The 12,435-nt window shown below is 62.3% G+C and carries 10 protein-coding genes; 5 read left to right on the plus strand and 5 right to left on the minus strand.

The features are described from left to right. The first annotated feature begins 86 nt into the window (after positions 1-86). Together zapE and QNI81_RS12525 are read left to right on the plus strand one after the other, a co-directional pair. Positions 87-1,160 (plus strand): cell division protein ZapE, encoded by a 1,074-nt coding sequence (zapE, locus tag QNI81_RS12520; RefSeq protein ID WP_065328789.1) that lies wholly within the window; start codon positions 87-89, stop codon positions 1,158-1,160. A 128-nt stretch (positions 1,161-1,288) separates the two neighbouring features. Beyond that, a complete protein-coding gene (locus QNI81_RS12525) occupies positions 1,289-2,041 on the plus strand; it encodes a DeoR/GlpR family DNA-binding transcription regulator (RefSeq protein WP_046002868.1) in 753 nt (250 codons plus the stop codon). A gap of 6 nt (positions 2,042-2,047) precedes the next feature. Here the strand turns inward: QNI81_RS12525 and QNI81_RS12530 are convergent, their stop codons facing one another. From QNI81_RS12530 to QNI81_RS12545, 4 genes are all read right to left on the minus strand, one after another. After that, positions 2,048-3,319, minus strand: a complete 1,272-nt coding sequence (locus QNI81_RS12530; protein WP_283966699.1) for a bifunctional folylpolyglutamate synthase/dihydrofolate synthase — start codon at positions 3,317-3,319, stop codon at positions 2,048-2,050. Between the two features lie 149 nt (positions 3,320-3,468). Further along, a complete protein-coding gene (gene accD / locus QNI81_RS12535; RefSeq protein WP_219174622.1) occupies positions 3,469-4,431 on the minus strand; it encodes an acetyl-CoA carboxylase, carboxyltransferase subunit beta in 963 nt (320 codons plus the stop codon). Between the two features lie 62 nt (positions 4,432-4,493). Then, the gene (locus QNI81_RS12540) at positions 4,494-5,375 is read right to left on the minus strand and encodes a CPBP family intramembrane glutamic endopeptidase (RefSeq protein ID WP_283966700.1); all 882 of its coding nucleotides are present in this window, start codon (positions 5,373-5,375) and stop codon (positions 4,494-4,496) included. 66 nt (positions 5,376-5,441) lie between these two features. After that, positions 5,442-8,531, minus strand: a complete 3,090-nt coding sequence (locus tag QNI81_RS12545; protein ID WP_283966701.1) for an ABC transporter transmembrane domain-containing protein — start codon at positions 8,529-8,531, stop codon at positions 5,442-5,444. 272 nt (positions 8,532-8,803) lie between these two features. Here QNI81_RS12545 and QNI81_RS12550 point away from each other — a divergent pair, with 272 nt between their 5' ends. From QNI81_RS12550 to QNI81_RS12560, 3 genes are all read left to right on the plus strand, one after another. Beyond that, positions 8,804-9,604, plus strand: a complete 801-nt coding sequence (locus tag QNI81_RS12550) for a hypothetical protein (RefSeq protein ID WP_283966702.1) — start codon at positions 8,804-8,806, stop codon at positions 9,602-9,604. A 145-nt stretch (positions 9,605-9,749) separates the two neighbouring features. After that, complete coding sequence (locus tag QNI81_RS12555) at positions 9,750-10,511, plus strand: DUF6478 family protein (RefSeq protein WP_065321169.1); 762 nt, start codon at positions 9,750-9,752, stop codon at positions 10,509-10,511. 35 nt (positions 10,512-10,546) lie between these two features. Beyond that, complete coding sequence (locus QNI81_RS12560) at positions 10,547-10,924, plus strand: hypothetical protein (RefSeq protein WP_283966703.1); 378 nt, start codon at positions 10,547-10,549, stop codon at positions 10,922-10,924. 148 nt (positions 10,925-11,072) lie between these two features. Here QNI81_RS12560 and QNI81_RS12565 read toward each other — a convergent pair whose 3' ends face one another. Continuing rightward, positions 11,073-12,134 (minus strand): bifunctional transcriptional activator/DNA repair enzyme AdaA, encoded by a 1,062-nt coding sequence (locus QNI81_RS12565; protein WP_065326369.1) that lies wholly within the window; start codon positions 12,132-12,134, stop codon positions 11,073-11,075. Between the last annotated feature and the right edge of the window lie 301 nt (positions 12,135-12,435).

The raw sequence follows: 12,435 nt of genomic DNA on the forward strand, positions 1-12,435 counted from the left end.
ACACATAAGCAAAATTGAACCATCAGGTTCAGAGGCAGGGCATGCCACGCTTTCCTTTGCAAAATCATCCGGCTATGGCTGGGGGCATGACACATATGACCGACCTCTATCAGGCCCGTGTAGACAGCGGGCACATCCAGCCGGACCCCGCGCAGCAGGCGGTGTTGCCGGAGTTTGACCGGATTGCCGATGGGCTGCGCGCGGAGCCGGTGAAACGTGGCCTGTTTCGCAAGGCAGTGCGACCGGAGGTCAAGGGGCTTTATCTGTGGGGCGGTGTCGGGCGCGGCAAGTCGATGCTGATGGATCTCTTTGTCGAGAGCCTTGATGACATCCCCAGCCGCCGGGTGCATTTTCACGCCTTCATGCAGGAAATTCACGCCAAGATGCACCGCGCCCGCGAGGCGGGCACCGAGGATGCGCTGGCACCGGTGGTGGCGGATGTGGTGGCCTCGGTGCGGCTCTTGGCGTTTGACGAGATGCAGATCACCGATATCACCGATGCGATGATCGTGGGCCGACTGTTTGAGGCGCTGTTTGAGGCGGGTGTGGTGGTGGTCACCACATCGAACCGGGTGCCGGATGATCTATATAAAAACGGGCTGAACCGGCAGCTGTTTTTGCCGTTTATCGACCTCATCAAAGACAAGATGCAGGTGCATGAGATGGTCAGCCCGAAGGACTACCGACAGGACCGTCTGACCGGCTCTCGGGTCTATTTCACGCCCCTCAACGCTGAGGTGCGCGCCGAGATGGAAGAGATCTGGCGCGATCTCACGGGCGGAGCGGCAGAGCCTCTGGTGCTGACGGTAAAAGGGCGCGAAGTGATCCTGCCCGCCTATCGCAACGGGGTGGCACGGGCGACGTTTTACGACCTTTGCGGCACCATGCTGGGGCCGGGCGATTACCTCGCGGTGGCAGATGCGGTCAAAGTGCTGGTGCTGGAAAACATCCCGGCACTGGGGCGCAACAACTTCAACGAGGCCAAGCGCTTTGTGACATTGATCGACGCGCTTTACGAGGCGCGGGTGCGATTGATCTGTTCGGCGGCCGCAGAGCCGGAGTTCCTCTATATGGAGGGCGACGGGGCCTTTGAATTTGAGCGCACCGCCTCGCGCCTGCGGGAGATGCAGGACAAGGACTGGGGCCGCATTGAGGGGTAAGGCGTGCTCATATGAGTGCGCAGAAAGACCTCAAATGAGCCTAATACCCCCTCAGGATCAGAGTTTTCTTGCATAGTATCCCGCCTCCCCTACAAAGGTGATGTTCGTATGAACAGGGGAGCGCGCTGATGAATGCCACCGACCTGAGCGACCGACAGCGCGATATTCTGCGTCTGCTGGAGCAAAGCGGCTTTGCCACCATCGAGGATCTGGCGGAGCGGTTCGAGGTCACCACCCAGACCATTCGCCGCGATGTCAACGACCTGCGCGACCGGGCGCTGCTGATGCGAGTGCATCGTGGGGTGCGTCCCAATGATGGCGCGCGGCCCTATGCGTCGCGGGCGGTGGAACAGCAAAACGAGAAAGCCGCATTGGCGCGCGAGGTGCTGCGGCTCATTCCGGCGGGGGCGTCGGTTTCCATTGGCCTTGGCAGCACCCCGGCAGAGGTTGCGCGGCTCTTGGCAGGGGCCGGGGCGCGGGACGTGATCACCAACAACCTCGTGGCGGCGAGCCATCTGTGGGACTGTGAAGAGATCAACCTGTCGATCTGTGGCGGCTCTGTGCGCGATCGCAGCGTATCGGGCAGCGCCGCGGCGGAGTTCTTTGCCGCCTACCGCGTGGATTTTGCGGTCTTTGGCGTCGCGGGTGTTGATGAGGACGGGGCACTCTTGGATTTTCGCACAGAAGAGGCCCGCGCACGGGCCGCGATGCAAACCCATGCACGGCACTCGGTGTTGGTGCTCGATCAGGTCAAATTCCTGCGCCGCGCGCCTGCGCGGGGCGGCTGGCTGAGAGACCCTGATTATGTGGTGAGCAATGCGCCGCCGCCCGAAGGGCTGACGGCTGCATTGCGCGAGGGGGCCTTGGTGCTTGCGCCCTAGCCGTTCTTAGCCGTTTTCGCGCAGGATCGCGCCCGCCAGATAGAGCGAACCACAGATCAGCACCCGGCTGTTTGGATCGCGCGCAAGGATCGCCTTGAGCGCCTCTGTGACGTTCTCTGCCGTGTAGGCCTGAAGGTCTACCGATTTTGCGGCGGCCTCTGTCTCCTCGGCTGAGAGGGTTGCCGCCTCGCCAGGGATCGACACCGCCGTGAGGCTCGCGGCCTCGGCGGCGAGCGGGCGCAGGTAGCCTGTGACATCCTTGGTGTTGAGCATGCCGCAAATCAGATGCGTCGGGCGTTTGGGCAGTTTGGCCAGCACATCGGCGAGCGCAATGCCTGCGGCGGCGTTGTGACCACCATCCAGCCACAGTTCGGCCGCGCCTGCGATTTCCACCAGCGGGCCGGTTTTGAGGCGTTGCATGCGGGCGGGCCACTGTGCCCCCACAACAGCCGCCTCGCAGGCGGCCTCATCCGCGCCGAGGTGACGCAGCACCGCAAGGGCGGCACCTGCGTTCTGGATCTGATGCGCGCCCATCAGGTTGGGCAGCGGCAGGTCCAGCAGGCCGCGCTCGTCCTGATAGACCAGACGGCCGCGTTCCTCGTGGACGTGCCAGTGCTGACCATAGGCGATCAGGGGCGCGCCAAGGCGCATCGCGGTGTCTTCGATGACCTCCATCGCCTCGTCAGGTTGCGGGCCGACCACCACGGGCACGCCGCGTTTGATGATGCCGGCCTTCTCGCCTGCGATCATGGCCAGCGTGTTGCCGAGGAATTGTTCGTGGTCGATGGAAATCGGCGTGATCACCGAAACCTCGGGCGTGATCACATTGGTGGCGTCCAGACGCCCGCCAAGGCCAACCTCCAACAGGGTGTAATCCGCCGAGGTGCGCGAAAACGCCAGCAGCCCCGCCACGGTGGTGATCTCGAAATAGGTGATGCTCTCGTCGCCGTTGGCGCTGTAGCACTCGTCCAGCACCTGCGTCAGGTGCTCCTCTGAGATCAGATCCCCCGCCAGACGGATGCGTTCGTGAAAGCGGGCCAGATGCGGCGAGGTATAGGCGTGCACCGATTTGCCCCAGCCCTCAAGCCCGGCGCGGAGCATCGCCTGGGTGGAGCCTTTGCCATTGGTGCCCGCGATATGGATCACCGGGGGCAGTTTGTCCTGCGGGTTGTCCAGCGCCGCCAGCAGACGCCAGACCCGATCCAGCGTCAGGTCGATGATCTTGGGATGCAGCGCCATCATACGGGCGAGAATGGCGTCGGAGGTCTGTTCGGTCATCGGACGTGATCCAGTCTGATCACGGAGCCAGGCGGTGCCATATGCGATGAGGGCAGCGCCCGTCCCGTCGGGGTGGAAGCGAAGCGCCCGCCTCGATTGGGGCGGGCGCTGCCCGACCTTCGGTCAGGCAAAACTCATAATGAAGGGGCTCAGGCTTTTTTGTCTTCGCCCGATGCGTCCTCCTCGGGCGCTTTTTCGTCTTTTTCGGCCCCTTCGACCTGCGGCTCAGGCTCTGGGGCGGGCAGATCGCCATGCACCTGAGGCGGCAGTTTCATCATCATGCGGATGATGGTGATCAACTCGTCGCGCATCTCGGTGCGTGGGGTCACCCGGTCCAGCATGCCATGGTCCAGCAGGTATTCGGCGCGCTGGAATCCCTCGGGCAGTTTTTCGCGGATGGTCTGCTCGATCACGCGGGGACCGGCAAAACAAATGAGCGCGTTGGGTTCGGAGATGTGCACATCGCCCAGCATCGCATAGGACGCGGTCACACCGCCGGTGGTCGGATGGGTGAGCACAACGATATAGGGCAGGCCCGCTTCTTTGAGCATCTCGACCGCGACGGTGGTGCGCGGCATCTGCATCAGGGACAGGATGCCCTCTTGCATGCGTGCGCCACCTGCGGCGGAGAACAGCACCAGCGGGCGGCCCAGTTTTACGGCCTCTTCGGCGGCGGCGATGATGGCGTTGCCGACATACATGCCCATGGAGCCTGCCATGAAGGAGAAATCCTGCGCCGCTGCCACAATCGGCGTGCGCCCGATTTCACCGGTGGCGACCAGCATCGCCTCTTTTTCGCCGGTGTTTTTCTGCGCCGCCTTGAGGCGATCAGGATAGCGTTTCTGATCGCGGAATTTCAGCGGGTCAACCACCGGTTCGGGCACCTTGACCTCGGCAAATACACCCCCGTCAAACATCGCCTTGAAGCGGTCGCGCGGCGTGATGTGCATGTGGTGGCCGCAGTTGGTGCAGACGTTCTGATTGTCGCTCAACTCGCGGTGAAACAGCATGGTGCCGCATTCGTCACATTTCTTCCACAGATTCTCGGGCACTTCGCGGCGCGAAAAGATCGAGTTGATCGTGGGGCGGACGTAGTTGGTGATCCAGTTCATCAAATGGCCTCTGCCTGATTGGCGTTGCGTCCCCAGATAAGGGCAGTTTCCATTAATTGCAATCAGGCCCTGATCGCGACCCGCGCCGCAAGCCATGAGACCAGCATCACCATCACATCCACCCAGAGCCACGGGCGCAGGGCCGCGACATCATCCATGGCAAAAGGATGCAGATAAAGCGCGAGGCCATTGAGGCTCGACGGGGAAGACACGATCAGAAGCGCCCAGACGTTATTGACGAAATGTACCGCAATTGCAGGGCCAAGGCTGCCGGAACGCGCGGTCAGATCCGCCATCAACATCCCGTAAAGCGTCGCGCCCGCGACAATGAGCCAGGCGTTATCCCCGGCCTCCTGCGGCATGTAATGGCCCATGCCGAACAGGAGCGAGGGCAAAACCAGCCACACGAGGGGGCATTTGAAGCGGGCGGCGAGACCTTGCTGAAGGTAGCCGCGAAACAGGATTTCCTCGGCGCTCACCTGAATCAGTACCAACACCAGCGACAAGGGCAAGAGTGCGACCCACTGCCCAAATGCGAGATTTGCAACCAGCGGCGCGCCCATATCGTAAGGCGGCAGCACCAGCAGCACGACCAGCACGAGGAGCAAGATCCGCCCCACCTGCAACCCTTGTGGCAGCAAAAGCGCCCGTGGCCCAACAAGCGTGCCAAGACTGCGGCCATGCAGCATCTGCAGCACCAGCCCGACGGCGATGGTGGCAAAGATGAAATTGCCCAGCAAGATCGCCATGCCCGCAGGATCGCTGCCGGAATAAAGATCAGCCCCGCCGGTCAAAGCCAGCACAGCGGGCAGCAGGAACATATCCGAGATCAGCCCGAGCGCGAACCATGTCACCACCACCAGCACCACGCCCAGCGCCAGCCGCCAAAGCTCCGCTTTGGGGCGGGCCTGATGCAGGAGGATCTCATGCGGCTGGTAGCTCATGTGGGGCGTTCCTTGTTCGCTTCGGTGGCGTTTTATGCGCCGCGGCCCGCTCTGGCCAGTGCGCGATCACGCCTCGGGGTCGGGTTTGCCTGCTCGGGCCTCTTGCAAGGCAACCGCCGCGCTGGAAAGATGCCCGGAGACGGTTTGCAGCAGTTGCAGCGCCACGGTGACGTCGCTTTCGATCACGGTGCGGTATTCCTCAGCCCCGATGCGTAGGAATACGCAGTCCTCGACCGCCACCAGATCCAATTGGCGCGGCTCGCGGGTGATGACCGCAAGATCGCCAATCAGCCGTCCGGGGTCGATCATGTCCAGATGGCTGCCATCCTCGGGGAACTGCAGCGCCGCCTGACCGGATAGGCACAGATAGACCGCATCACCCTCTTCGCCCGCGCGAAACACCGCAGCCCCGGTGGGCACCCGCACCCATGAGGCCGAAAACGCCAAAAGGCGACGGTGCCGGGCATCGAGGCGGGCAAACAGATCCACCGCGCCGATCTGGGACAGTTTGCGGTCAAAATCATCCTCGCTCTGCACTTCTTGATCCAGAAGTGCGGTGGCGACACCGCTCTGACCGTCGATGCGCCCGTCCTTGAGGCTCAGGTGGAGGTCATAGCGGGAGGGGTGTTCAAAGTGATCCTCCAGATGGATCATCGTGGTCTTTGGCAGGAGCGCCTGCAGCCGGTTGCGGGTTTTCAGGCGGTTGTCGGAATCATGGCTGGCCAGCACGTGATCGAGGATCAGAATATCGGGCCGTTTGATCGCCGCGCGGGTAAAGGCCGCGCGTTCGCGAAACACCGGCTCCAGCAGCGCGCCGCCAAGGCCAGTGGGCAGATCGTAGATCATCAGCGCCAGCCGGGCCTTCAGGTCGTGATCGGCCATCACATCGGCCACCACATCCTCGACCGCTTGTGCCTTGCCGCCCGCATGTAGCGAGATCCGGCCAAAGAGCGCGTTTTCCAGCACCGTGAGCTTGCGCGCATATTCTCCGGCCCGAAGCCTGCGATACACCCCGCCACAATCCGACAGCAGCAGATCACCGCGCCGGTTGCGAATGCCGATCATGCGCAGCTTGTAGTCGCGCGGCAGCCCCGCGCCGATCTGTTCTTCGGTCAGCAGGAACGGCAGGGTACACAGAAGCGCGCGGTCTTTTTGATCCACGCCGCGGCCCTCGCGGTAGCGATCGGCGGCTTTGACAATCTCGGCGTAGAGATCCTCGTCGAGATTGAGGCGGCGAAACAGCGGGTGCGAGGTCTGGCCACGCCCAAAGGTGCGCTGCAACGTGTCGAGCAGTGCAAGGCTGATGTCACGGGTCTGCGACTCCAGCCCTTCGGCACGCAAGACCCGCTGGAAGGGGCCATCGGGATCGGTAAAGAGCGTGGTGGGCACCGGTTCGACCGGAAAGGCGAACATCATGTTTTCCGCCAGCGGCAGCGCCGGATTGTAGCTATCGGGCAGGAAACGATAGATCACATCGCGCAGGCCTTGTTCTTCTAGCCGGGCCTCAATGCGGGGTCTGAGCGCAGTAATCTGCGCCTCTAGCGCGCGGTGGTGATCCTGCAGGCGAGCATGCAACGTGCGGTGAAAAAGCTGCCCGTCGATGCCCATGGCCTCGACGAGTTGGAACCACCAGTCGCGCAGATCATGTTCCGAGCGCAGGCCCGCGAGGTCGGGATTGACCCAATCCGCGTCCACAGGATCGGCACTGTTGCCCGCCCGCAGCGCCTCGGCCCGTTGCAACAATTGCCGTTCCGCCTCAGTGGCGCGGGGCTGATTGCGCAGCGGCATCAGCACGTTGTCCCCAAGCGTGCCGTCAAAGAGATAGGGCGCGTTGAACGCATAGCCGATGCGGCTGGCGATCACGCCCTGATGCAGTTTGGACAGCGAATGCCCCGCGACAATCACCTCGCCACGGGTGGGCAGCACTTCGCGGGTCAGAAGCTGCGCCAGCGCCTCGCGTTCGGCGGCAGAGCTGCTTTGGATCGCAACCTGCGCGCCTGCGGGAATGGTGAGCGTCAGCCCATCGAGCACCGGCTTGCCCTCAGCGTCGCGCACGGTGACATCGCGCAGTTCGATATCGCCGCGCAGATGTGGCACCTGATGCGGCACGCCTTCAAACAGGGTCTCGTCGATCATGCCGGGAGGTGCGAATTTCTCCACCATGATCTGCCAGCGCAGCGACATATCCTGCACCTGATTGTAATAGGTCAGCAGTTCTTTCCACGGGGCGGAGAGATCTTTGTAGGCCGCGAGGGCTGCCACCAAGGCCCCCACCGTGATCTCACCTCTGATCGCCAGCACGCCGCCCACGGAATAAAAGAAAAACGGAGTCAGATGGCCGATCAGGTTGTTGAGGAACTTCATGAAGAATTTTTTCATGTAGATCCGGCGGCGAATTTCAAAAAGCCGCCCGAGACGGTCAGAGACCTGCGCAAGACGATAGCGCCAGCCCCCGTTGCTGCGCAGATCCTGCAGGCCTGCTGCGGTCTCGCCGATCTCTGCCGAAAGCGCGCGCACCTCGGCAATGCGGTCCTTGTTCAACAGGTTGATCTGACGTTGCAGCATCGGGATGAGCCATGCCTGTAGCGGAATGAGCGCCACCGACGCGAGCCCGAACCAGACACTCTGAATGAACAGGAAGGACACGATCGTCAGCATCTGCCCCGCCTGAAACACCGGCTGCGCCACCGCATCGCCCATCAGACCGCCCATCGGCTCTGACTCGGAGGTGATGAGCGAGACCATCTCGCCCTGACTGGTGGTGCGAAAATGGCTGGACGGAAAGCGCATCATCCGCGCGATCATCTGAAAGCGCAGGCGGCGCAGGAGACGCTCGGACAGGATACCTTTGAGCGTGTTGAGCCGCATTTTCATCATGCCGGACGCCAGCACTGCGCCAAGGAAGGCAAAGCACAGCACGAGGAGGTAATGCTCTGAGGTGAGCCGCCAGCCCCAGAGGTCGATCCATTCGCTGGGCGAGCCGATGGCGTCGTTGACGATCCGTTTGGGCAGCTCCAGCGTAGCATAGAGGAACGGAAACGTCAGCAGGGTCAGCACCAGCAAGCCAAGCTGCTGCCGTTTTGAATGGCGCCAGATAAAGGAAAACAGGCTCGGCTCCACCGCCTTGTCCTTACTCGGGGTGCGGGCGCTGCACATCTGCGAACGGACCACACGGGGTTAAACTCAGGAGCAGACTGCCCATGCTGGCAGGCAGGCCACTTTTATAACGTCACACCCTGCCCAATCTGCCGCTGCACCCCGCGAAGGGGCGTCAGGTAAGCGTGAATTCGCCACAGTTCAAGGCAGGCGCATTCACTCTTTGTTAGGCCTTGTTCCGACAGATGGCTGCGTCTACACCTTTTGGATAGGAAAATTCGGTGCTCAATGAGGTGCCGAGAACACAGGCGACCTGTGGGCGAGAGCAGAGATTGACCCGAACACCGACCGATATCACACCTTCTCTTGGACGTTTGCGTCGCATGGTGACACGCGGGCCATCGCTGCGCCAATTGGGCTTGATGATGCTCGCACCGCTGCTGCTGGCGGGATGCATGGAAGGCAACCGGCTCGCTTTTGCACCGCCGGGTGAAGATCTGTCGCGCCCCAGTAGCAGCCGGGGCCGGGCGCTGACGGCTGTGTTTGGCGATGGTCAGTTGATTTTGGCGGCCCCCAGCGGATTTTGCTTTGACGCGCAGATGGAACAGCACACCGGCAGCGGAGGCTTTGCGCTTTTGGCGCGGTGTGAGCGGATGAGCCGCTTTGGCCGGTTCCGCTCTGGCGATGGTGCGATGCTGACGGCCACGGTTGGCGCGGTCACAGCCGATACCCCTGCCCCGTCAGCGGATGCGCTGCGCACGGCCTTTACCGCCGCGCGCAATCCCGCGCGCGTGCTGGAAATTCGCGGCGACAACGACATGCCGCTGATCAAGCTATATATGGATGGTCACTCTGCCGAAGGCGCCAGTGGCACCCATTGGCGCGGTGCCTTCCTTGTGCATGGTCATATGGTGTCGGTTGCGCTTTATGCCCCTGAGGGCAGTGGCTATCTTGGCGAACGTGGTGCGCGGCTGATCCGTGAGTTCATGCGCGCCACCCGCAACGCCACATTGCTGGCCGAAACCACCACCCCTCCGGCGGCTCCCGGCGCGGCCGCACCGCGGGAAACCTCCCGCCCGCGCACCCGTGGCGGCACTGCCTTGGCGCGTGCAACATCTGCCCCACAACAATAGACCTATGGGCCAGAGAGGTTCGAGGCGGGGTAGCATTTGCGCCGAGAAACACCTTTGTCCCCGCCGTCTAATTCGTTAATATGAGGGACAAATCCGGGCAGAACGCCCCGGCAGAACAGGCGAAACCGCGCGACCCGAGGGCAGGATGGGCAAACTTCTGGAACGAGTGCTGAACACGGGAGCGATGCGGCGCTGGCGCGCTGCCGCCCGTGCTGCTGCGACAACACCGCTGGCCCGTCTGCGTCAGCAGCGCAATGACGCCCGCAAGCTGCGTATGCACCTCGACCAGCTGATCCATACGGCGGACAGTCGTCTGGCCTTGCCGATGATCGGATCCTCCTATTTTCCGCGCCCCCATGGCACCGACTGGTCATGGCGTCCCGAACTTTGGCGTGGCCCGCTGCCGGTTGCGGGTGTATCCTCGGTGCCGAGCAAAACCCGCCTAGGCAGTGAAATCCAGATGTTTCACGACTGTGCCATCTCTGAGCTGACCCTGCGCCAACTGCGCAACGCGCGCGAAGAGGATCTTGCGCCCTATGGCCTGCGGATGGATGTATTCAAATTCGACGGTTCTTTTCTGTCTCTGGTGATCGACCTGCCCACAGAGGCCGCCATTGGGTTGACCCGACAACATCTGGTGCGGCTCGACTGCATCGTTGAGAGCGAAAAGCCGATCGAGATCTTTGCCCGCCTCAACATCAAGCATGGCCCCAATACCGAGCAATTGGTCCGTGAGCTGCCGCCGGGCGAGACGCGATTTTCGGTGGAATATGATCTGGCCTATTCGCGGCTGAATGAAAAACGTATCGAAAAAGCGTGGATCGATCTGATCTTTGAAGCGCCCGATATGAACCAAGTGGTGCTGCGCGATCTGACCTTTGCGCGGTTCCGCCGCGCCAACCTCTGACGACATCGCCCGCGATCACCTATGGGAGACCCTGCATGAGCGCCCTGACCCTCCAGAAGATCCGTTTTCGCTCCGGCACATGGGAAGGCCGGATTGAAAACGCACCGACCTCGGGCGCGCGCCCTCAGATCATCGTGCGCTATCTGGACCGCGAAGTAACCGGGGTCACGCTCAAGGAAGCAGAGGCGCCGGGCTGTTGGGCGCTGACAATACCAATCCCTATCGAAGCGATAAGCGAAGGGGTGCAGAGCTTTGTGATCATTGACGCGGACGCCAATGTGAAACTGGGTGATTTTACCCTGATCGCAGGTGAGCCGCTGGCAGATGATCTGCGGGCGGAAGTGGAATTGCTGCGGGCCGAGCTTGATATGCTCAAACGCGCCTTTCGTCGCCACTGTCTAGAGACCACCTGAGCACATCCCGCAAAGGGCTTGCGTCTTTTCATAAGGGTTTGCGGGCCCTGACGAGCCCGCCGAGGGGCGCGCGCCGGGCCTTTGGCCCGGCGCGCGCGGGTCCGGCCGATCAGGCCGGAAACACCTCTGATGTCGCGAAAATGCGCCGTCAGGCCGAAGCCACGCTTAATTCGCGCTCGATCTCAATCAGCCGCTGTTTGCGCCACAGCCCGCCACCATATCCCGTCAACGTCCCATCGGCACCAAGCACCCGGTGACAGGGGATCATCACTGCGATCTGATTTGATCCATTGGCGCGTGCCACCGCGCGGCTGGAGCCGGGACGACCCAGACTGCGGGCCAATTCGCCGTAGCTGCGGGTCTCACCTGCCGGGATTTCGCGCAGCGCGTGCCAGACTTCGCTCTCAAATGCGGTGCCGTGATAGGCCAATGGCGTCTCAAACCGCGCGGCCTTTCCCGCGAAATAGGCCTGAAGCTCCTCTGCGGCCTGATCGATCACCGCTGGCCTGCCAAAACCGATGCCGCCGGGCTGGCGTTTTTGCAGTTTTGCCACCTCGCGCGGCAGGGCCTTTCGGTCGGCAAACTCCAGAAGATGCAGTTTATGCTGGCACGCCACCGCCACCATGGCACCGAGCGGCGTATCGATCCAATCCGCCAAAAGCTGCGCATCTTTGCGAAACGCGCCGGGGGCGATCCCCACCAGCCGAGCGAAAGCCGCACGAAATGCGCTGGGGCTGTCAAACCCTGCTTCCAGTTGCGCCGAGATGACGGCCTCGCCAGCACGGAGCGTGGTAAAGCCCTCGCGCAGGCGGCGTTGCCGCGCCATTTCAAGGAAGGTCATGCCAAACTGACGTTTAAACGCGCGGCGTATGGTGGAGGGGTCCGCTCCCATGCGCGCGACGTCCTCTTCCCGCCAGCGGTAGGTGGGACGTGCCTCCAGCGCCTCCAACAGGCGGCGCACCATCGGGTCGTTGCCCGCTGCCGCACTCAGAGGATGGCAGCGTTTGCAGGCGCGAAAGCCTGCCTCGATGCAGGCCCCGGGTGTGGGAAAGAACTGGCAGTTCTCAAACTTCGGCTTGCGCGCGGGGCAGGTCAGTCGACAAAAAATCCCTGTTGACGACACCCCCACATAGGCACGCCCATCATAGGAGGCATCACGCGCGACAAGCGCGGCATAGAGGGTCTGGGAATCAGGCAGGTCAAACATCATCATGGCGCTACTTTAACGACGCCCTGAGAGCCTGCCGCCGAAATTCGGGCGTTTATATAAAATTCCCGCACCTTCACAAATGATGTACTGCCTGCTCATGCAAGGCAGCCTGACTGTTCACTGAACTCGGACCCCTGCGAGCGTGATCCTCTCGCCGTTGGAGAATTGCCTCAGAAAGGCTCGTGCGCAACGGCTGGCAGAGGCCCGAGCACGACCCTCGAGATTGCATCTATTACAGGTCACAAGACCCTCGCGCTTGTGCAGCCATACACCGAAGCGACAGGCCGTGAAGGCTTGGCAG

It is taken from the genome of Tritonibacter sp. AK171 (assembly GCF_030127025.1).
GTDB lineage: Bacteria > Pseudomonadota > Alphaproteobacteria > Rhodobacterales > Rhodobacteraceae > Epibacterium > Epibacterium mobile.

Coding starts and splice junctions, on each gene's coding strand:
- zapE (WP_065328789.1), top strand. CDS start 87: ATGACACATATGACCGACCTCTATCAGGCCCGTGTAGACAGCGGGCAC.
- QNI81_RS12525 (WP_046002868.1), top strand. CDS start 1,289: ATGAATGCCACCGACCTGAGCGACCGACAGCGCGATATTCTGCGTCTG.
- QNI81_RS12530 (WP_283966699.1), bottom strand. CDS start 3,319: ATGACCGAACAGACCTCCGACGCCATTCTCGCCCGTATGATGGCGCTG.
- accD (WP_219174622.1), bottom strand. CDS start 4,431: ATGAACTGGATCACCAACTACGTCCGCCCCACGATCAACTCGATCTTT.
- QNI81_RS12540 (WP_283966700.1), bottom strand. CDS start 5,375: ATGAGCTACCAGCCGCATGAGATCCTCCTGCATCAGGCCCGCCCCAAA.
- QNI81_RS12545 (WP_283966701.1), bottom strand. CDS start 8,531: ATGTGCAGCGCCCGCACCCCGAGTAAGGACAAGGCGGTGGAGCCGAGC.
- QNI81_RS12555 (WP_065321169.1), top strand. CDS start 9,750: ATGGGCAAACTTCTGGAACGAGTGCTGAACACGGGAGCGATGCGGCGC.
- QNI81_RS12560 (WP_283966703.1), top strand. CDS start 10,547: ATGAGCGCCCTGACCCTCCAGAAGATCCGTTTTCGCTCCGGCACATGG.
- QNI81_RS12565 (WP_065326369.1), bottom strand. CDS start 12,134: ATGATGTTTGACCTGCCTGATTCCCAGACCCTCTATGCCGCGCTTGTC.